This window comes from Verrucomicrobiia bacterium, assembly GCA_035946615.1.
In the GTDB taxonomy this organism is placed as follows: Bacteria; Verrucomicrobiota; Verrucomicrobiia; order Limisphaerales; family UBA8199; genus DASYZB01.
Window position 1 is genome coordinate 34,501 of the sequence record DASYZB010000027.1, and the last position, 20,381, is coordinate 54,881.

Consider the following 20,381-nt stretch of genomic DNA (forward strand, 5'->3'; position numbering starts at 1 on the left):
CACTATGCAGCAAAAACCTCCGTCTCTCTTTGATTGGAACATTGCCGGACCGGCAATCGGGGACTCGTTTCGCAAACTGGACCCGCGGTTGATGGTTAAGAACCCGGTCATGTTCGTTACCATGGTCGGCGCGATTCTGACCACCGCCGGCATCTTTACTGGCGCAGCCGCCGAGCGCTGTTTCATCACGCAATTGGCCATTTGGCTCTGGTTCACCGTGCTTTTCGCAAACTTCGCCGAAGCGGTGGCCGAAGGGCGAGGCAAGGCGCAAGCGGAGAGCCTGCGCAAAGCGCGCAAGGATACTATAGCCCGGCGCCTTCGCGATAAACGGGAGGAAAAGGCGCCCGCGACCCTGTTGCAGAAGGGCGACCTCGTCGTGTGCGAGGCTGGCGACACAATTCCAGCCGACGGTGAAGTAGTCGAAGGCATCGCCAGTGTGGATGAGTCGGCCATCACGGGTGAATCGGCGCCGGTCATTCGCGAAAGCGGCGGCGACCGCAGCGCGGTCACAGGCGGCACGCGGGTCATCAGCGATCGTATCGTGCTCCGGGTGACGCAGGAGAAAGGCCAGGCCTTTCTAGACCGGATGATTGCGATGGTTGAAGGGGCCAGCCGCCAAAAGACTCCCAACGAAATCGCCCTGACTATCCTCTTGGCGGCCCTGACATTTATCTTCCTGCTGGTCTGTGTGACGCTGAAACCGTTTGGCATTTATTCGGGCGTGCTCTTCTCGGTGCCGGTGCTGGTGGCGTTGCTGGTATGCCTGATCCCCACCACCATTGGCGGTTTGCTCAGCGCCATCGGCATCAGCGGCATTGACCGCCTCATCCGCCGCAATGTAATGGCCACCAGCGGACGCGCTGTGGAAGCCGCCGGGGATGTGGATGTGCTGCTGTTGGACAAAACCGGCACCATCACCCTGGGCAACCGCATGGCGACGGATTTCATTCCTGCGCCAGGGGTCGCCCCGGAGCGCCTCGCCGATGCCGCTCAACTCGCTTCCCTCGCTGATGAAACCCCGGAAGGCCGCTCGGTTGTCGTTTTGGCCAAGCAACGGTTCAATCTGCGCGCCCGGGAAGTAGCCGAAACGCACGCGAAATTTGTCCCGTTTACGGCCCAAACACGGATGAGCGGCGTTGATTTCTATGCCGGGCCACACGACTCAGATGCCGGCCAGGAGCAAAATCGCCAAGGAGGTGGCGGAGTTGCTTTAGTAGCGGCGATGCCGGTGGCGCGGGTTACAGAGGAGTCTGCATCATGCGCTACAACGGTAAGCTGCAGAGGCCTCTCCCTCGCCCTTTCAGAAGGGGCCGAAGGGGAGAGGGGTCCCTCCACCTGCAATCCACCCCAGGCTCCTCAGAGCATACGGACCATTCGCAAAGGCGCAGCCGAGGCCATGCGGGCGCACCTCGAGCGGTTGGGCGGGAGGTTTCCACAGGCTGTCACTCAAGCGGTTGATGAAATCTCGCGCTCGGGCGGCACGCCGCTGGTCGTTTCAGACGGCCCCGAGGTTTTGGGTGTTATTCACCTCAAGGACGTCGTTAAGGGCGGCATCAAGGAACGGTTCGCTCAACTGCGCAAGATGGGCATTCGCACCGTGATGATTACCGGCGATAATCCGCAGACAGCCGCCGCTATTGCCGCCGAGGCCAGGGTCGATGACTTCATCGCCCAGGCAACTCCCGAAGCCAAGCTCAAGCGCATCCGCAGCGAACAGGCCGCCGGCCACTTGGTCGCCATGACCGGGGACGGCACCAACGACGCCCCGGCCCTGGCCCAGGCCGACGTCGGCGTAGCCATGAATACAGGAACACAGGCCGCCCGCGAGGCCGGTAATATGGTGGATTTGGACAGCAATCCGACCAAGCTCATTGAGATCGTCGAAATCGGAAAGCAACTGCTCATCACTCGCGGTTCCCTGACCACGTTCAGCATCGCCAATGATGTCGCCAAATACTTCGCCATCGTGCCCGCGATGCTGATGGCCACCTTTCCGGCTATTGCTCCATTGAACCTCATGCGCCTGCAGAGCCCAGCCAGCGCCATCCTCAGCGCAGTCATTTTCAACGCGGTCATCATCATCGCCCTCATCCCGCTGGCACTGCGCGGGGTAGCTTATAAACCGATGGGGGCCCTGGCGATTCTCCAACGCAACCTGCTCATTTACGGGTTAGGCGGCGTTATCATCCCGTTCATCGGGATCAAAATCATCGATGTGCTCATCACCTCTCTGAGGCTGGCCTAACAATCTTATGAAAAACTTCTTTGCCGAACTTCGCAGCTCGATCGTGACCACGCTGGTTCTTGCGGTGGTCTGTTGCGGGCTTTACCCGCTGGCCGTTTTCGGAATTGCCCAGGTCTTCTTTCGAGACCGCGCCAATGGCAGCCTCATTGTTGAACCGGACGGAACGGTGCGCGGCTCACGGCTGATCGGGCAGCAGTTTACAGCAGACAAGTATTTCCACTCACGCCCCTCCTCGGCGGGCAATAGCTATGATGCCGCCAATTCCAGCGGGAGCAACCTGGGCCCAACCTCGCAGAAACTACGGGAGGCCATAGCTCAAAACGTCGCCGATTATCGCTCACAAAACGGCCTGGCAACCAATGCCGCGGTTCCGGCCGATGCGGTTACGGGCTCAGGCAGCGGGCTGGACCCGCATATCAGCCTGCAAAACGCTGAACTCCAGGCCGCCCGCATCGCCAAAGCGCGCGGGCTTCCATTGGAGAAAGTGCGGGACCTTATCGGGCAGTACATCGATCCCGCCTCCCTGGGAGTGCTGGGCGAACCGGGTGTGAATGTGTTGGAATTAAACCTGGCCTTGGACGCCGCCGTTCCCTTGACCGGAGCAAAATCTGTAGCACAAGCCCGATGAAACCATCGCTTTGGGGTATGGAACCTACAACACACCTCGCAGAGGCGAGCTCGGCAAGTCCCTGTTTGTCCCCTTGCGCCAAGGTCTTGTCTGGAAACCGGGGGAATCCTGTCCGCAGAATTCTTTTGGCCACAGATTTCTCGCCAGCTTCTCTCAAAGCGGCTGAGCGCGCTATCGCGCTGGCGAGCCAATGCGGGGCCACGCTGACAATTCTCCACGTCATCAATATCAATGCGCAACCGGCGCGTGGGGAGTTAGGCACGGCTGAAGAGCTCATGAAACAACGCTGGGCCGAAGGCTCCGTCCAAATGGGCCGTTTGGCGTGGTCCTTGAGCGGCCAGGTCGAGGCGCAAACGCTGATCGAGGAGGGATTGCCTTGGGAGAAAATCGTCGAGAAGAGCGGCGATTTCGATCTGTTGATTCTAGGCAAAAGCAGCGCCCAGCCAGGCTGGAGGCCCTTTTCACAGCACACGGTCCGGCGGGTGATTCGAAATGCCGCCCGCCCTCTGCTGGTGGTTCCCGCATAAAAAGCAGGTGCTGCGTGCTGGATTGGGCAGCTATTCGATCTCGCATTCCAGAGCGGTAGCGGATAGCGGAGGCAGAGTGATGCTGTTGGCCTGCGGCATTAGTTGCACAATTCTTACCCGCTCTGGTTCATTCCAGTGATTCATCACGTCCGGCTGCCCCGCATTGAGAACATCGCAAACCGCCTCCGCTTTTACCGCGCGCGCGCGGCCAGCGAATCCGTCGAAGGCGAAGGACCAGTTGAGCGGCTGCCGTTTCAGATTGACGGCAAAGATAGCCAGGGATTTTTTGTCGAGTGACTCGCAGGCGAACAGGTCCGGGCCGGAGTTGGGCTGGACCAATGTTAAAGGAAGCGGCCTGGCATGGCGCGCGTAGAGCTGCATGATGTAATAGCTGGGCCGCTTGAGCAGGCCGAACCCTGCGGCGGAGGTTTCGTAAATTGCGCCGCAGTAGCTGTTGGCCATATTAGAGCGGCAGGCGATCTCCACTTTATCTGAGTGGCGCATGACGACATGGAGGTAGCGCGCGTTCATTAAGGCCCCCGCAAGCGTCATCATCCTGGCACGGCCCAGGCCCCAACTGCCGCCATCAATGTTCCATTCGGTTACGGCGATCTTAACCTGGCCACACCCCGGAATGCCATCGAGCATTTGCGCCAAATTCTGGAAGTCCTGGTCGCACTCGGCGAGGTTCTGGGTGTAATGATGCGGTGCGATGTAATCCAGACCGGCGCCCACCCGGTCGAGCAGTTTACGCGTTGGCAACGAGCTGAGGATGGCAATCGCCGGGTCCGCCTGCCGCATTAACCGCAAGAATTCGCCAATCGCATCCAGATAATGTGGATCATCCCCGCTTATCTCGTTGCCGATCTGCCAATACTTCACCCGGTAGGATGCGGGATGCCCGTTGGACGCCCGTTTCGCCCCCCACTTTGACTGGGCGCTCCCATTACAATACTCGACTAGTTCGCCGGCACTTTGAGCCCCGTCCGCGAAGCTCACACAGATGAGCGGTTCGACAGCCGTTAATTGGCAAAACTGGCAGAATTCGTCGATGCCCACGTCATTGGGATCGATACGGCCCCAGTTCTTGTTAGGAAACGGGACCCGCTGGTCGCGATCTCCAATGCCGTTCTTCCAGCGATACGCCCCGGGGTCCACGGCGGAGCCGCCCCAGCGCACGATGGACGGGTGCACTTCCCTCGTGGCCTCGATGACATCCTGGCGCCAGCCCTCAAGATTGTCGCCCGGCATTAACGAAAGTTTATCCGCCCACAAGTGCCCCTCTCCTTCGACGTGCAATTCGAACACCACGCGGTCGGTCCCGCCGATTGAAGCCAATTGCAACGCCTGTTTTTGCCACTGTTTCGAAAATGCTGAGAGCGGCGCTGATGCCAATGTCAGCCAATTCTCGGTGGGCAGGGGCACTTTCAATCTCACAGTGGCTTTGAGGTGTGGGCTATCCGACCTGAAAAAGCCCGTGAACTCATAACTCATCCCCTTTTTTACAGCCAATCCGGATTGGGTCAGGGTTCCGGGGCGTGACGCAGTAGCCGTGACTTTGGCGCTGCGCGCGCCATTGAATGGGTTTTCGGCATCGTAACCCCAGGTTGGATTGGAATCCCATTGCCGGTCACAGATATCAAGGGACCCGTCGTAATAGCACCAATCGGCTGCGCGCGTGACTCCTTCAAAGGAACGGTCATTGAGCATTTGCGCCCACATCCCCGGCACAACATCATCGAGCAATTCGATAAAATTACCGAATAGCTTTGGGTCAATCCGGCCCGCGTGAAGGGGTTGGGCTCGAATGATGGTGTTGCGAGTCGATGGCTCTTCGGCTCTCGCCGGCAAACGCGGTGAGAGGACCGCAAGGCAGAGGACCAGCAGCTCAAGGCGCGCTTTATTTTTCATGATGATAACCTAATTGATGGCCTAACGGCAGCACAGCAGCAACTCTGAACCCGACACTCTGAACCCGAAGGACGTCGCGAACAAATCACGCTAAGATGATTGACAACCAATCCTGTCTGGCTAGTCTTCGCGCAACCGACCGAGAACTCTCATGAGACTTATGAGAAACTGCGCCCTCTTCTCGCCCCTGCACCACTGCCGCCCAAGCCAGAAATCGGTTTCCACATCAAAGAAGACGCCGTCCCTTACAAGGTCGGAAAGCGGTCCGTCTTACGCTCCTGATGCACCACGCGCGCCACAGCCTCACAACGACTCAATCGCGCGCGCAATTTGATCGCGCCGGCTCTCGATGGGACCGCCGTCCTTGGTGAACTCCGTCATACTCCGTCGTGCACACATACCACCAGAAACGCTCCTGGAATTTTCTCCGCGCATCGGAAGGTTCCGGTTGGTACTGGTCGGAGATTGAGCACCAGAGATTGGGCCCGCCCATCAGACCGGGTTCGACGCGTTTGGTGATCATCCGCGTGATGCCAGGAGAATACTCTTTAAGTTTGCCAAAGCCCTTTTGCAGAAACGGGAATTGGTCCTCACTCGGCTCATCGAACCAGGAAATATAGGCATCGTCGAGCCACCCCTTGGCTCGGAGATGCGACTCCAGTTGCCGGCAATAAGAACCCAGCAACAGCGGGTATTCCGGCGAGGTCTCGCCGAAACCGCCAAGGCTCGGCTGCGAGAGTTCGTAAAAGGTGCCTCCCCCCAGCCCCGGCACCCGCACCGAAAAGGAGTTGAAATGATACGTGTCCATGGTCTGCGCCATCGCCTTGTCCCAAGCGCTGAAGTCAAACGCCGGACGTAACTGGTCAGCGGGCAGACACGGTTCTTTGCGCGACTCCTGCTCAAAATCGCCCCCTTTGGCCAATTCCTCGCCCGTACCCGCGTCCTGCAGGGAGATATCATCGAACCAGACCAGCCCGAGCTTGTCTCCCGAGTCCGTCCACAGGGTGCCCATGAGGTTCAGGCGGACGTACTTTGCGCCCGCGGGAAAGTCCGTCACGACATAATCGGCGGATTGCCAATGGCCGTCTCCAGTTATGGCAAAGTCTCGATTCCGTCCCGAAATCCACCGTTTGTTGGCATCGTAATGATTCAGCGACACCATAAACCGGTGGCCCGGAACCGCCGTCCGATACCAGCCCCTCAGATGCAGACCCTTGGGGGGTATGGCGATTAAAGGCTCGTAGGTGACCACGACATTCTGGTTGACCTTGTCGTCATAGATCAGCAGGGCCGTCTTGCCGGAGTGAACCTCGTTGTGCACCAGGGAGGCGCGCCGCGAGTCCCATTGAACAGGAGAAAACTAGCCTGCTAGCCTGCATTTTTCAGCACTCGCCAGAAGCGGGCGCATGGTCCATCTTTAGGACTTTCGGAACTGGAACTGTGGTCAAACCGGACAGAATCGCTGGCGCTTTACAAAATGCCGTGCATGAATGACCAGGTTTTAAATCGCGCCGACAAACAACCTGTGGCGGAGGGCAACACCCAGCCCGCCTGTCGCGCGGTCATTGACGTGGGCACCAACTCAATCAAACTGCTGGTGGCCCGGGCCAGCGGCCACTGCGTCAACCCGGTGTTCGAGCAAAGCCATCAGACCCGCCTCGGAGGGCAAGGTTTCTATCAAAGCCACCGACTCCAGCCCGGTCCGATCAGCCAGAGCGCCGCGGCGGTGGCACAGTTCGCCACGCGGGCGCGGGAGTTGGGGGCGGGCAGCATTCGAGTCATTGCCACCAGCGCAGCGCGGGACGCGCAGAATGCCGCCGAGCTGGTAACGGCTATCCACGAGGCCAGCGGGTTGGACCTCGAAATCATCTCCGGCCAACAGGAAGCCGATTGGGTTTTTCGCGGGGTGACCACCGACCCGCGGTTGTCAAGCCAACTGCTGCTGCTGGTGGATGTCGGCGGTGGCAGCAGCGAGTTTATTCTGGGGCGCGGCGAGCAAAAGGATTTTGCCTGCAGTTTCGCGCTGGGCACGGTGCGTCTGATGGAAAAAATAGCGCACAGCGACCCGCCACAACCCGGTGAACTGGCCGCATGCCGTGCGTGGGTGAAATCGTTCCTGCAACGCGAAGTAGAGCCGGCACTCAACCCGCTTCTAGCTCGGGAACGAGAGAGAGATGGCGCCGATGGTAAGATTCAACTCATCAGCACGGGGGGAACGGCCAGCATCTTGGGCTGCATGGAAGCGAAGCTGGAGAGCTTCAATCGGGAGCGCCTTGAAGCGACATCCATTACCCTCGACCGGTTGCGATGGCACAATGAGCACCTTTGGAGCCTGCCCTTGGAGGCGCGGAGGCATGTTCAGGGTCTGCCCCCCAACCGCGCGGATGTGATTCTGACCGGAACCATCATTTACGAAGCAATACTCCAACAGTTCGGATTCGGCCAACTGCGCATCAGCACGCGGGGGCTGCGGTTTGCCGCAGTGCTTTGAGCGGGGCTAATGACAGAGCCGAAGCAACGAGCCGCCATTCCTGAGTGTAGGAGACGACGTAAGCAGTCTCTGATCAGCAACTTCCGGGTGAACCAAAGGCGGCCGGCTGACAATCTTGATCAGTGCCCTAATGGGCGACTCCTTACGTCATCTCCTACAAAGGTTTGGAACTGACCTTGTCATTAGCCCTCCGCCCGCGGACGAAGCGCGCTCCGCTGGGGTTGGAATCCAACCCAAACCTGGCGTAAGGTTAAAAGTGCCGATGAGAATTATGCCGACTGAACCACTCATCCCATTAAACGAGACACAGCTTAAACAGCCCGGGCCGGGGCCCGTTACCGAGCTGGAGATTACCGGTATGACGTGCGGCAATTGCGCGCGGCACGTGGCGCAGGCCATTGAAGGCGTCAAAGGGGTGGAGGGGGCTTTTGTAAATCTGGACGCGCATCATGCCACGGTACGGTGGACGGCTGCCGCGCCTCAAGACACAACGGCGCTGGTTCAAGCAGTCCAGCAGGAGGGTTATGGGGCAACTATCGTCGAGCACGCCCAACCGGAGCACAAGCATGAGCACCTTGCGGGATGGCGGCTGAATATCTGGTTGGGTGTTCCCATCACGGTTTTTTTGGTTCTGGGCGAATGGGTATTTGGCTTAGGGCTGGCACGGTGGTTTCAATGGATGTCCTTCGCGCTGTCAGGAGTGGTCCAGGTTTTTGCCGGCGCCCGTTTTTATCGCGGAGCTTGGACGCAACTCAAGGCAGGCAACTCGAACATGGACACGCTGGTAGCGCTGGGCTCGACGACCGCGTTCGCCTACAGCGCCTGGGCCTTGCGGAGCGGCCAGGTGGTTCATATTTATTTCATGGAAGCAGCGGCGATTATTACCCTCATCAGCGTGGGACATTGGGTAGAATCCCGGGTCAGCGTGCGCGCATCGAGCGCTTTGCGCAACTTGCTGGACCTGGCGCCCGCGATGGCCCGGCGCAGGAACAGCGATGGCGCCGAGACCGAGGTCCCGGTGGGCGCGCTTGCACAGGGGGATTTAATCGCTTTGCGTCCAGGCGACCGGGTGCCTGTGGACGGCTTGGTGTTGGAAGGCCATTCGGCGGTGGATGAATCGATGCTGACGGGTGAATCGGCAGCGGTGGATAAGAAGCCGGGGGCTGAGCTCTACACCGGCACCGTGAACCTGAACGGGCGCCTGCTGATGCGCGTGAACGCCACCGGCGAGCAGACGGCCCTGGCGCACATCATCGCCGCGGTTCAACGGGCACAGAATAGCCGCGCCAATATTCAGCGGTTGGGGGATCGGGTCAGCAGCGTGTTCGTGCCGATAGTTGTTCTCATTGCTTTGGCTGCCGGGCTTTGGTGGGGCTTGGCGCCCCAATCAGCAACCCTGGCTCATCAATGGCTCGCTCAGTTCCTCTGGCACGCTCCGCTGCCGGTTGGCCCTCTGGCTGCCGGCTTCATCAGCGCCGCGGCGGTCCTGATTATCGCCTGCCCCTGCGCCATGGGCTTGGCCACTCCCGCCGCCATTATGGCAGGCTCCAATGCCGCCGCACAACGCGGGATTCTCATCCGCGACGGCGTCGCCCTCGAAAAGGCCGGCCAGGTGACCGCTGTGGTTTTCGATAAAACCGGCACGCTGACATTAGGCAAGCCGGCTTTGGCACAGTCCTGGGAACCGCCAGTCCAGGAGAGCCAACCCTCAGCCAATCCAGCGGGGCTGTCCGGAAACAGCCGCGCTTGGGCCGCTGCACTGGCCCGGCACTCGACACATCCCATCAGCCGGGTGCTGGCAGAAGCTTCTTCAGCGAACATGGATTTGAGCGATTGGCAGGAAATTCAGGGCGCCGGTGTCCAGGGGCGGTTCGTCAATAGCATCGATCGGGCCGCATCGGCCCCTCTGGCTCGCTTAGGTTCGTTGGCCTGGTTGGCTGAATCAGGCGTGGACCTCGAACCCGGAAGGAGTTTTGTCCAGGAATGGTCCAGCCAGGGGGCGACAATAGCAGGTCTGGCTTTGGGAGGCTCTTTGGCCGGCCTGTTTGCAGTGCGTGATAGACTCAAACCCGGCGCGCGTGAAGTGATTGAGCGACTCGATGCTGAAGGGTTCAAAACGTATCTCGTTACTGGCGATAATGCCCTGACCGCATCGAGTATTGCCCAAGAGGCCGGCATTCGACCTGAGCATGTTTTTGCCCAGGTCCGCCCCGAGCGTAAGGGTGAATTAGTGGCGCGCCTGCAGAAGCAGGGCGAGCGGGTGGCGTTTGTGGGGGATGGCATCAACGATGCCCCTGCCCTCGAACAGGCAGACCTCGGCATAGCCGTTAGCCGCGCCAGTGATATTGCCCGTGAAGCGGCGGATATTATCCTCCTGAAATCGGAAATCGAGGCAGTCCCGGAAAGCCTTGGTTTGGCCCGGGCCACCTTGAGGACGATAAAGCAGAATCTGTTCTGGGCCTTCTTTTACAATGCCGTTGGCATTCCCCTGGCCGCGCTAGGTTTCTTGAGTCCGATTTTGTGCGCTGCCGCGATGGGCATGTCCGACCTGGTGGTGATAGGGAATGCGTTACGGCTCAGGGGATGGCGGTTGCGAAACCGGTAGCCGCCCAAGAGCAATTCGATACTGTATTTCAGGCCTGCCAAATCATGTCGGCAACCGTCTTGCCGGCTGGGATGAAAGGCAGCACGTGCTCGGTGTACGGCACCACGATGTCAAGCACGTAGGGTTCCTCGGCATCGAGCATCCGCTGCAAGGCCGGGCGCAAGTCCTTCCGGTACACCACCCGCTCACATTTGACGTTGAAACTGTTGCACACCGCGACGTAATCGGGGTAAATCTGCTGGCGGTTGTCCGGGTCCCCAAGGTAAGTGTGGCCGCGGTTGCCTTTATAGAATTTATCCTCCCACTGCATCACCATGCCCAGGTGCTGGTTATTCAGGATAATTGCCTTGGCAGCGATCTTTTCAATGTGCGCTGTGGCCAACTCCTGCACGTTCATCAGGAACGAGCCGTCGCCGTCGATATCAACGACCTGCCGGTTTGGGCAAGCCACCTTTGCGCCCAGGGCGGCGGGGTAGCCGTAGCCCATGGCGCCCAGCCCGGCGCTGGTCAAAAGCTGGCGGGGTGATTTGAATTTATAGAATTGGGCGGCCCACATCTGGTGCTGGCCGACGCCGGTAGTGATAATCGCCTCGCCATGGGTCAGCTCATACAGGGCCTCGATGGCCATTTGCGGGAGGATAACCTCTTTCTCGCGCCCCTTGAGGTGGTCGCGCATGTGCTGCGACTTCATCACTTCGTCGCTCACCACGTAGCCAAAAGGGGCCTTGGCTTTCCAGGACTCGAGCTGCTTGTGCCAGGCGGTGAACTTCTTCTCGATCGGGCGTTCAGTAACCATCTGGAGCAGCCGTCCAAGGGCGCACTTCACGTCGCTGACGATCGGCAGATTGGCCGGTTTGTTCTTATTGATCTCCGACGGATCAATATCCAGGTGTACAATAGTGCCGGTTTCGCAGAACTTATCCACCCTGCCTGTGACGCGGTCATCGAAGCGCACACCGAAAGCCAGCAGCAAATCGGCTCCGGGCGCGATTTGATTCATTGGGTCGGTGAAGCTTTTGCGCCGCTCGAACTCGCCGTTGACGGCCCAATTGGCAAAAGCCGCCCCATGCATCCCGAGCCAGCGCAAGGAGAGGCGGTGCGACTCCGGAAATGCCCCGCAACCCATGATGGTGGTGGTGACCGGAATTTGGGCGGCTTCGGCAAACCGGCGCAGTTCATCGCTCGCGTTGCCGGTAATAATGCCACCCCCGGCATAGAAGAGAGGCCGCTCGGATTTTTCGATCAGCCCGATAATCTCGTTCAGCTCGATGTCACTGGCCTTTCGCGCGGGGTTATAACCCCGCATGTGGACCTCGCTTGGGAAGACCGGTTGGGTACGCGCCTGCTGGACGTTTTTGGGCAGGTCGATCAGCACCGGCCCGGGCCGGCCCGTTTGCGCGATGTGAAACGCTTCTTTCACAACGCGCGGAATATCGTTGATGTCGGTAATCAAATAGCTGTGCTTCACCACCGGCAGGGTCATACCGTAAATATCAGTCTCCTGGAACCCCCCTTTGCCGATCATGGCCTGGGGCACCTGGCCGGTAATGGCTACCAACGGCACCGAGTCCATATAGGCGTCCGCGATGCCGGTGACGAGGTTGGTCGCCCCGGGCCCGCTGGTCGCCATGCACACCCCGGCCCGGCCAGTCGCCCGCGCGTAACCATCGGCCGCAAAGGCGCCTCCTTGCTCGTGCCGCGGCAGAACCGTGCGGATTTTCTTCGAGCGGGTTAGTGCCTGGTGAATTTCCATGCTCGCTCCGCCGGGATAGGCGAAGATGGTATCCACCCCTTCTCGTTCGAGGGCGTTCACGAGGATTTCGCTGCCGGACATGGGTGGCCCAAGCTCCACGCCTTTGTCGGCGGCTTTACTGGCGGTCTTTATAGTTTTGTTCATGTTCTGTTTGCAATTGCGGCTGAGCCCCGAGTTTTTCCGGGAGAGCGGTCGCAAGTGCATAAAAAAACCCACGACCGTTTCCAGCCGTGGGTTTTTGTCGAAATCCAGTTCAGCTTCGACAAAGCCCTACGGCGTCGTCACTTACGACGACGACCAGCAACAGAGCAACTTGCCGAATGCTTAACACAACTAACACCTTAATAAAAGGGCCCTGGCGGGTCAAGAAGATCTGCAAAAAATTAATCTCCTTCAGAGTCCCAGGAGCTTTTCCAGTTCGGGTTTGATGAAGACCAGGTCAATCGCACCTCGCACTACCCCGCCAATCAGCCAAGGGTTGAGGCCCGCTTCCTTTATCATCTCGCGGAGACGAACGCGCAAGCGGTCGCGGACCTGCTCGCGGAGCGGGCGGTCCATCTGCTCGAGCTTCAGCCCGTTGAGCGCCGTATCAATGGGCCGAATCGTCTCGGGTGTGTACTGTATCGGCCCAAAGGAGGTCTCTTGCTGAAGGAACTGCTGCGCCTTCTGGCGGCCAAGATCGTAATCATGGTCCCGATAGCGCCGGTCGAAAAATCCCGCAAAGGCGCAAAGCTCGGCCCCAGCCAATTCGTTCTGGCCGGCGGTGATGCCAAAGATGGTCATCTCGTCGCGAGAGGCAAGGCTGGCTGCCTTTTCCAAAGTCAGAATCGAATCGATCCAAACATCGCGCGTTGTTGCGGGCAGTCGGTTGTAATCGGACAGGAATTGTGCGCGCAGTCGAGCGCGGGCTTGATCGAGGGTCTCCGGCGCACGCCCGTTGCTCACCGGTGATTCGGTGGAGAACAAGCCGGGGAGCAGGGCGCTGGCCGCGTGTTGCAGAACAGCGGCGCGCTGATTGGCTTCGGGAAGGGGCTCGCGCAGCCAATCCCGCAGTTGCTCGGCCCGCCGGTTGAAGAGCGCCACTTGCGAGTTCACCGCTTCGGCCGTCACCCAATCCTGAAAACGCGCCTGGTCGAAAATCGAGCCGGCCAGGCGCAGGGCCGTATTGCGGAAATTGGCCTGGCCGGCATTGAATGAGCCGCTGGCGGTCGAGGTCTTTGGACCGTGCGCAATGAACAGGTAGAAGCGGTTATCGACATCGAGATGGCCATCGATTTGATCGACCAGGTTTTTGGCCAGGCCCAATGGTTCGTTTTGAAACGTGCCTCCGTCCGTGTAGGCGAAAGCGCAGGCGCCGGTCAGGGGTGTAATGGGAGCTGGGTTGGTGTAGTCGGCGGCCTGGCGTTGCACCTCAATGACCCGGAACGCAAAGGGAAATGCGCCGCAGGATACTGCCGCGTTGCGCAGGGGGTCCCAAACCGCAAGAGCATCGTCCTGTGCATTCATCGCATCGAGGCGGACAGCCAGTTGATCCTGATGGCGCGTATAGATGAATTGTCCGGCAGGCCGGAGGGCGAGGCCGCAATCGACTCCGTTGAGGTTGGCCAGCGCCAGCCCCAGGTGCAACCGGGCCGCGCAGGCCGAGTGGCGAATGGGCGCAGGCGACGGCCCATTTTCGTAGCGAGCTGTGAGATAGCGCTTGGAAATATCAATTACAGATTGGGATGAGAAGATGGATTGGGACGGGTCATCCTGCCCATGCATCGCCAGGAGGGATTCAAGGTCCGCATCGATCACCCATGGGCTGTAGAGGGCATTCGAATAGGGACCGTCCAGGGAATTTCTTTCAAACAAGAGCTTCTGGGCCGCAATGGTCGCACTCATGCCACCCGCCGAGGCGCCAGTGAGCACGTCGATGAAGAGCCTGCGTTCGGCGGGTGTGTCCGGGTTTTGGTTGTGCTGGCCGATGGCGTGAATGATTTCATAAAGCACGCCGGCCTCGAAACTGCCGAGCGATACCGCCCCCGAGATTGTGATGGCAAGGCGCTTGGACATGAGAGGTGCGGACTTTCAAATCCGCGGACTGAGGAACCGCATCATGCTGTCACCGTGCCGAAGGGTTTTTTCCTCATGCCATTTGTGTGGAATGGTGAGGGTGTCGCGCCGGGCATGACCCAGGACGAAAAGGCCGCCCGGGCAAAACAGTTGAGGCAAATTGGCATCATCCAACAAGTGCTGGGCCTGCGAGGTCGAGCGCCGATTGAGATTCTTTTCGCCATAAGGCGGGTCGGCGATAATGAAATCGAAACGTTCTCCCGCCGCCGCCAGTTGGCCCACCGCCGCAAAGGCGTCCTGCACGCGGACCTGGAAGGTTTCCGGTCCAAAACCGGTATTTTGGAAATTATCTCGCAGGACATCCGCATGGCGCGAAGATTTCTCGACGCAGACAACCGAAAGGGCGCCCCGGCTGAGGCATTCAAGGCTGAGCGCGCCGGTGCCGGCAAACAGTTCGAGAACGCGCGCCCCGGCCACGCGCGCCCCGAGGCTATTAAAGACCGCCTGTTTCACCAGGTCGGGCGTCGGCCGGACCTCAAGGCCCTTGGGCGCTTTCAGCAGCCTCCGCGCGGCTTTGCCACCAGTAATGCGCATGAGGGACTTTAGCCCGAAGGGGTGAAGTGCAGAGCCAGCCAGAACACCAAGTCGCGCGTCCAGGGATGCCTGGCCGCCGGATTCCATTTGGCGGTGCCTAATCCCATCCCGTGCCCGCCTTTTTGATAGATGTGCAAATCGAAAGGCACACCGGCTCGGCGCAGCGCTTCGGCGAACAGCAGGGCATTCTCGACAGGCACGACAGGGTCTTCCCAGGTGTGCCAGATGAAACAAGGCGGGGTCTCCTTGGTCACCTGCGTCTCGTTTGATAAGAATCGCACCAGCTCCGGAGAAGGATTGTCTCCCAATAAATTATGTTTCGTCCCTTGGTGGGTGTATTGGCCCATCGTAATGACGGCGTAACAGAGAATCCCCAGGTCCGGGCGTGAACTCTGGCGCTCGATTGGGTCGGTGGCATCCGGCTTGCCGTAGTCAAAGTGAGTCAACAACGTCGAGGCCAGATGTCCCCCGGCAGAAGAGCCCATAATTCCAATGCGATGGGGGTCTAGATTCCATTCTCGCGCCCGGGCACGCACGGTGCGCAGGGCGCGGGCCGCGTCTTCGAGCATGGCCGGATGGCGGTATCCTGCCGAGCCCAGGCGATACTTCAGAACAAAACCGGCGATGCCCTGTTCGTTGAGGAAGCGCGCGTAATCGACCCCTTCATGCGATGCGAGCATACCGTAACCACCCCCCGGGCAAATCACGATGGCAGCGCCGTTGGCCTTCGCCGGCTCCGGCAAATACGGCGTCAAAGTCGGGATGTCCTTCTCCTCTTTCCCTAATGCGCCCGGAGCCCCGTTCGGCCAGAGAGGAAACGATTCCGCAGCCAGGGAAGAGAGTACGCACGATAATCCGAGAAAAAGGAACACAAAGGCGGTCTTCATTAAGGCTGAAGCTTATCCATGGCGCGTCCAAAGTCGAGCGCCGGCGTTTTGGCTCGTTAGCGTTCCCTGTGCTGGATCGCCAGACCGAGGAGGGCTAATGACAAAGTCGAAGCCCATTCCTGAGTGTAGGAGACGACGTAAGGAGTCTCTGATAGCAACTCCCGGGTGAAGCCAAAGGCGACCAGCCGGCAATCTTGATCAGAGACTCGACTCCTTACGTCGTCTCCTAACGTCTCCTGCAAAGGTTGGGAACCGACCTTTTCACTGGCAGATCGCCCGAATGCCTTGGCCCACGGCTCCACAGTTGACGGCGCACACCCTGTCGCCTATATGGGGGTGAACCATCGCTGATATGCCTGATACTCAAACCGCCTCAGCCGGCATCGAATCTATCCTGCAGGAAACCCGGGTTTTTGCGCCACCAAAAGAATTCTCGAAATGCGCCCACATCCGTTCGCTGGCCCAATACCGCAAGCTCTACAAGGAATCGGTGGAAGCTCCTGAGAAATTCTGGGCCAAACAAGCTAAAGCCGAGCTGGTCTGGAGCAGACCGTGGACAAAAGTGTTGGAATGGAAGGAACCTTTCGCAAAGTGGTTTAATGGCGGGCGCCTCAACGTCAGCGCCAACTGCCTCGACCGGCATCTGGGCACAGCCACAGCCAATAAGGCCGCTCTCGTCTGGGAAGGCGAACCCGCAGCGCCCGGCAGGGCCGGGGAGGAACGCACTCTGACCTATAAACAATTGCACCATGAGGTTTGCCTTTTCGGCAACGTGCTCAAGCGGCACGGCATTACAAAGGGCGACCGCGTCCTGATTTACCTTCCCATGGTTCCTGAGGCAGCCATCGCGATGCTCGCCTGTGCCCGGATTGGCGCCGTCCACTCGGTCGTCTTCGGCGGCTTTAGCGCCCAATCTGTAGCCGACCGTATCCAGGATTCCCAGGCCAAATTGGTTATCACGGCTGACGGCGGTTTTCGGCGCGGGACAGTTGTGCCGCTCAAGCAAAACGTCGATGAGGCCCTTACCCTCAAAGACCACGATGGCAAGCTGCTTGGCAAAACCATCGAGAAGGTCATCGTCTTGCGCCGGGCGGGCAACGAGATACAATTCCAGGACGGTCGCGACTTATGGTGGCACGTGGAACTCACAAAAGTAGATGCGCGCTGCCCTGCCGAGCCGCTGGATAGCGAGGCGCCCCTCTTTATCCTTTACACCAGCGGCTCAACCGGCAAGCCCAAAGGCATCCTTCATACCACCGCCGGTTACCTGCTCTATGTCAAGCTCACCACCCGTCTGATCTTCGATCTGCGCGAAGAGGATTTGTACTGGTGTACAGCCGACGTCGGCTGGGTAACCGGCCATAGCTACGTCGTGTATGGTCCATTGGCCAATGGCGCCACCAGTTTCATGTACGAAGGCGCTCCGAATTTCCCTGAACCCGATCGTTTTTGGAAAATCGTGGAAAAGTATGGAGTGACGGTATTATACACCGCGCCAACCGCCATTCGCGCTTTCATGAAATGGGGAGTCGAGTGGCCAAAGAAACATGACCTGACCTCCCTGCGGCTCCTGGGGACCGTCGGCGAACCGATCAATCCCGAAGCCTGGATGTGGTATTACGAGGTCATCGGCGGCAAGCGCTGTCCTATCGTCGATACCTGGTGGCAAACCGAGACCGGGGGCATCCTCATCACGCCTCTGCCCGGCGCCACTCCCACCAAGCCCGGCTCGGCAACACTGCCTTTCTTCGGGATCGTGCCCGAGGTGGTGGATGACAATGGTAAAGCGGTCCCTCGTAACAGCGGCGGCAAGCTCGTCCTGCGCCGGCCCTGGCCCGGCATGCTGCGTGGCCTTTGGGGCGACCCGCAACGTTACAAATCGGTTTATTGGGGTGAAGTGCCAGGCAGTTATTTCACGGGCGACGGCAGCCGGCAGGATAAAGATGGGTACTTTTGGATCGTGGGCCGAATCGATGATGTCCTGAATGTGGCCGGCCATCGCATCGGCACCGCGGAAGTCGAGAGCGCCCTGGTGAGCCATCCCAAAGTGGCTGAAGCGGCCGTGGTGGGCAGACCTGATGCCTTAAAAGGCCAGGCGCTGGTCGCATTTGTAACTTTGAAAGGAGACGTTCAGCCGGCCCACGCGCTCCAGGAGGAGTTGCGCCAGCACGTCGCCAAAGAGATCGGGCCAGTGGCCAAGCCCGATGATATCCGTTTCGCCGACGCCTTGCCTAAAACCCGCTCCGGCAAAATCATGCGCCGGCTCTTAAAGCAAATCGCCGCTGGCACAGAAATCCAGGGCGACACCACCACGCTCGAAGACCTCAACGTCCTGGCCAAACTGTCCAAAATCGAGGAGTGACCCTGAACGAGGTTTGCAGCGCCTTCCCGCATCACATCGGACTCAATTGACTTGGGAATCGCCGGGAGTCATTATGCCCGCCGTTCCGCATGAAAAAGTCCTCTCAGTCAAAACCCCAAGGGGCGCCATCATGAATACACCAACCACTCTCAACCGCCGCGATTTTCTGCGGGTCACTGCCCTGGCCACTGCCGCCATGCCGCTGGCATCCAGCGCGGCCAATTCTCCGGAGCCTGCGCCGGCCAAGGGCAAACCCAAGGTGGGTTGTTTAAGCTGGTGCTTTCACGATTTTTCTCCCGGAGTGGACCCCGAGCGGGCTATCGATACTGTCGGGGAGTTGGGCTTCGACGGCATCGAATTGATCGTGACCGCGAGCCGGGACCTCAAAGGCTTCTGGACCGATACCCGGGTGGACCATTACAAGCAGAAGCTGGAACAGAATAAACTGCAAGTGTCACAGTTCGTCCTGTTCCAGCCGGTAGTCGAAGGGCTTTCGAGCCGGAAACCGGATGAGCGCGAGCTGGCATTGGACCACTTCGAGGCAGGCTGCCGCATCGGGCAAAGGCTGGGCGCGCGCCTTATCAATATCGTGGCGCCCTGGGCGCGCGAGTTGCGAGGGCCTGGCGATTATTTGCCGCGTTATTACGAACTACCTCATCCCAAGCCAGGCGAAAAGTTCCACATCGACATTGCCTCTGGTTTTGATTGGGACAGCGTCTGGGCTGGATACGTCGAAACGACCAGGGCCTGCCTGGAGCGGGCCAAGGCGCATGATTTGAAATTCTCCATCGAGCAGCACACTCATACGCTAATGCCCGAGGCCGCCTCATTCCGCCGGCTCTGGGATGAGATTCGCGACCCGGCTCTTGGGTACAACCTCGACGCCGGCTGGACCATGTTGCAGCGCGAATACCCGCCTGTGGCCGTTTACAAGGTGCGCCACCAACTCCTGAATCTCCATATGCGTGACATCGACGGCCTGATGCGCAGATTCCCAATGATTGGCGACGGAGTCATGGATTTCAAAGCCATTGTCGATGCCCTGAAGGATGTCGGCTTCGATGGGTTTGCTTCCATCGAACAGGATAAAAATCCCGGTGACATGAAGGAGACCTGCCGCCGTTACCTGAGGATGATGCGAGAGTATATTGGGTAGCTGTTGTTGCCTTTTATCCACGCTGCGCAAATCCAGGAAGCTTCGCTGCGGTAACTCGGTTCACACGCCTCATTTCTGCCTTGGCGCCCGGCGGCAGGGGTCTTGCTCTGCTTATGTCGAGGCGATTCTCGCCGTGCCAAGGATTGGTGTTTCTTTTCCCTTCTGCGGCACAGGCCAGGCCGCCTCGCTTATGAAAACAGGCTATTTGATCGATATGGACGGCGTCATTTACCGCGAGAATCACCTCGTCCCGGGCGCAAAGGATTTCGTCGAGGCGCTCATCATGAACGGCGCGCCGTTTATTTTTTTAACCAACAATTCCGCGCCTACCCCAGAGGACCTCGCCGTGCGTCTTGGGCACTTGGGCATTCCAGGGCTTTCGCCGAGGCATTTTTATACTTCCGCGCTGAACACAGCGGATTTTCTCAATGAAACCCATCCGGCCTGCACTGTATTTGTCATTGGAGAAGGGGGGCTGCTGACGGCTTTACATGGACATAAGATAGCAAATGACGCCATTCATCCCAGCTACGTTGTAGTGGGCGAGGGGGCGGCCTCGTTGGAAAAACTGGCCAAGGCCCATTCGTGCATTGAGCGGGGCGCGCGGCTCCTGGCGACGAACCCCGACAACTGGTGCCCTGTCTCCAGCGACGGGACGCGACCGGGGGCCGGCGCCACCGCTGCGTTTCTCGAAGCCAGCACCGGGCGGCGCGCCTATTACCTGGGGAAACCCAATGGCTACATGTTCCATCGCGCCCGCCGCAAACTCACGGACATGGCCGGCGGCGCCAAACTCGATGAGACTGTGGTCATAGGTGACACCATGGAGACAGACATCCGGGGCGCGGTTGAGGCCGGTCTGCAATCCTACCTGGTCTTGAGCGGCTCCACTCGTATCGAGAACGTCATTGACTACGTCTATCAGCCGACGCGGGTGCTGCGAAGTGTGGCGGACCTCATCGAGGAGATGAATTCAGGCAAACCCTCCAGCCGCCTGGACAGCCCGGTTTTCTCTCAAACGGCCTCGACCGGTGCTCGCTTTGGAAACCGGCATCAAACCGACTCCCAGCATCCCCACAAGCCGCGCCCGCCTATGGCGAGATAGTAGGGCCGAGTTCCGCGAGGTTTGCTTCTGTGAAGAACCCCTGTACCTATTTCACCCCATTT

General features: G+C 59.3%; 14 protein-coding genes. 8 read left to right on the plus strand and 6 right to left on the minus strand.

Features of this window, described 5'->3' with window-relative positions; genetic code table 11:
- Positions 1–4 precede the first annotated feature (4 nt).
- From kdpB to VG146_04320, 3 genes are all read left to right on the plus strand, one after another.
- Entirely contained in the window at positions 5–2,245 is a 2,241-nt protein-coding gene (kdpB, locus tag VG146_04310; protein HEV2391569.1) for a potassium-transporting ATPase subunit KdpB, read from the plus strand.
- 7 nt (positions 2,246–2,252) lie between these two features.
- A complete protein-coding gene (gene kdpC, locus VG146_04315; protein ID HEV2391570.1) occupies positions 2,253–2,873 on the plus strand; it encodes a K(+)-transporting ATPase subunit C in 621 nt (206 codons plus the stop codon).
- Positions 2,874–2,998: 125 nt separating this feature from the next.
- Positions 2,999–3,400 (plus strand): universal stress protein, encoded by a 402-nt coding sequence (locus VG146_04320; GenBank protein HEV2391571.1) that lies wholly within the window; start codon positions 2,999–3,001, stop codon positions 3,398–3,400.
- Between the two features lie 30 nt (positions 3,401–3,430).
- Here the strand turns inward: VG146_04320 and VG146_04325 are convergent, their stop codons facing one another.
- Together VG146_04325 and VG146_04330 are read right to left on the minus strand one after the other, a co-directional pair.
- Positions 3,431–5,311, minus strand: a complete 1,881-nt coding sequence (locus VG146_04325; GenBank protein HEV2391572.1) for an alpha-L-arabinofuranosidase C-terminal domain-containing protein — start codon at positions 5,309–5,311, stop codon at positions 3,431–3,433.
- 313 nt (positions 5,312–5,624) lie between these two features.
- On the minus strand, positions 5,625–6,632 hold the full coding sequence (locus VG146_04330; GenBank protein HEV2391573.1) for a glycoside hydrolase domain-containing protein: 1,008 nt from the start codon (positions 6,630–6,632) through the stop codon (positions 5,625–5,627).
- A gap of 165 nt (positions 6,633–6,797) precedes the next feature.
- On the opposite strand from VG146_04330, the gene VG146_04335 reads away from it, so the two are divergent.
- Complete coding sequence (locus tag VG146_04335) at positions 6,798–7,802, plus strand: hypothetical protein (protein HEV2391574.1); 1,005 nt, start codon at positions 6,798–6,800, stop codon at positions 7,800–7,802.
- A 271-nt stretch (positions 7,803–8,073) separates the two neighbouring features.
- Positions 8,074–10,407, plus strand: a complete 2,334-nt coding sequence (locus VG146_04340; GenBank protein HEV2391575.1) for a cation-translocating P-type ATPase — start codon at positions 8,074–8,076, stop codon at positions 10,405–10,407.
- A gap of 28 nt (positions 10,408–10,435) precedes the next feature.
- Here the strand turns inward: VG146_04340 and ilvB are convergent, their stop codons facing one another.
- The 4 genes from ilvB to VG146_04360 all read right to left on the minus strand — a co-directional run bounded on the left by ilvB (position 10,436) and on the right by VG146_04360 (position 15,696).
- Positions 10,436–12,304, minus strand: coding sequence for a biosynthetic-type acetolactate synthase large subunit (ilvB, locus tag VG146_04345; protein HEV2391576.1), 1,869 nt, complete (start codon positions 12,302–12,304; stop codon positions 10,436–10,438).
- 249 nt (positions 12,305–12,553) lie between these two features.
- Positions 12,554–14,215, minus strand: coding sequence for a patatin-like phospholipase family protein (locus tag VG146_04350; GenBank protein ID HEV2391577.1), 1,662 nt, complete (start codon positions 14,213–14,215; stop codon positions 12,554–12,556).
- 15 nt (positions 14,216–14,230) lie between these two features.
- Positions 14,231–14,809, minus strand: a complete 579-nt coding sequence (locus VG146_04355) for an RsmD family RNA methyltransferase (protein ID HEV2391578.1) — start codon at positions 14,807–14,809, stop codon at positions 14,231–14,233.
- 8 nt (positions 14,810–14,817) lie between these two features.
- The gene (locus VG146_04360; GenBank protein ID HEV2391579.1) at positions 14,818–15,696 is read right to left on the minus strand and encodes an alpha/beta hydrolase; all 879 of its coding nucleotides are present in this window, start codon (positions 15,694–15,696) and stop codon (positions 14,818–14,820) included.
- Between the two features lie 352 nt (positions 15,697–16,048).
- Here VG146_04360 and acs point away from each other — a divergent pair, with 352 nt between their 5' ends.
- From acs to VG146_04375, 3 genes are all read left to right on the plus strand, one after another.
- The gene (gene acs, locus VG146_04365) at positions 16,049–18,058 is read left to right on the plus strand and encodes an acetate--CoA ligase (GenBank protein HEV2391580.1); all 2,010 of its coding nucleotides are present in this window, start codon (positions 16,049–16,051) and stop codon (positions 18,056–18,058) included.
- A 130-nt stretch (positions 18,059–18,188) separates the two neighbouring features.
- Entirely contained in the window at positions 18,189–19,214 is a 1,026-nt protein-coding gene (locus VG146_04370; GenBank protein HEV2391581.1) for a TIM barrel protein, read from the plus strand.
- 190 nt (positions 19,215–19,404) lie between these two features.
- Positions 19,405–20,319 (plus strand): HAD-IIA family hydrolase, encoded by a 915-nt coding sequence (locus VG146_04375; GenBank protein HEV2391582.1) that lies wholly within the window; start codon positions 19,405–19,407, stop codon positions 20,317–20,319.
- Positions 20,320–20,381 lie beyond the last annotated feature (62 nt).

Coding starts and splice junctions, on each gene's coding strand:
- kdpB (HEV2391569.1), top strand. CDS start 5: ATGCAGCAAAAACCTCCGTCTCTCTTTGATTGGAACATTGCCGGACCG.
- kdpC (HEV2391570.1), top strand. CDS start 2,253: ATGAAAAACTTCTTTGCCGAACTTCGCAGCTCGATCGTGACCACGCTG.
- VG146_04325 (HEV2391572.1), bottom strand. CDS start 5,311: ATGAAAAATAAAGCGCGCCTTGAGCTGCTGGTCCTCTGCCTTGCGGTC.
- VG146_04335 (HEV2391574.1), top strand. CDS start 6,798: ATGAATGACCAGGTTTTAAATCGCGCCGACAAACAACCTGTGGCGGAG.
- VG146_04340 (HEV2391575.1), top strand. CDS start 8,074: ATGCCGACTGAACCACTCATCCCATTAAACGAGACACAGCTTAAACAG.
- ilvB (HEV2391576.1), bottom strand. CDS start 12,304: ATGAACAAAACTATAAAGACCGCCAGTAAAGCCGCCGACAAAGGCGTG.
- VG146_04350 (HEV2391577.1), bottom strand. CDS start 14,215: ATGTCCAAGCGCCTTGCCATCACAATCTCGGGGGCGGTATCGCTCGGC.
- VG146_04355 (HEV2391578.1), bottom strand. CDS start 14,809: ATGCGCATTACTGGTGGCAAAGCCGCGCGGAGGCTGCTGAAAGCGCCC.
- VG146_04360 (HEV2391579.1), bottom strand. CDS start 15,696: ATGAAGACCGCCTTTGTGTTCCTTTTTCTCGGATTATCGTGCGTACTC.
- acs (HEV2391580.1), top strand. CDS start 16,049: ATGCCTGATACTCAAACCGCCTCAGCCGGCATCGAATCTATCCTGCAG.
- VG146_04370 (HEV2391581.1), top strand. CDS start 18,189: ATGAATACACCAACCACTCTCAACCGCCGCGATTTTCTGCGGGTCACT.
- VG146_04375 (HEV2391582.1), top strand. CDS start 19,405: ATGAAAACAGGCTATTTGATCGATATGGACGGCGTCATTTACCGCGAG.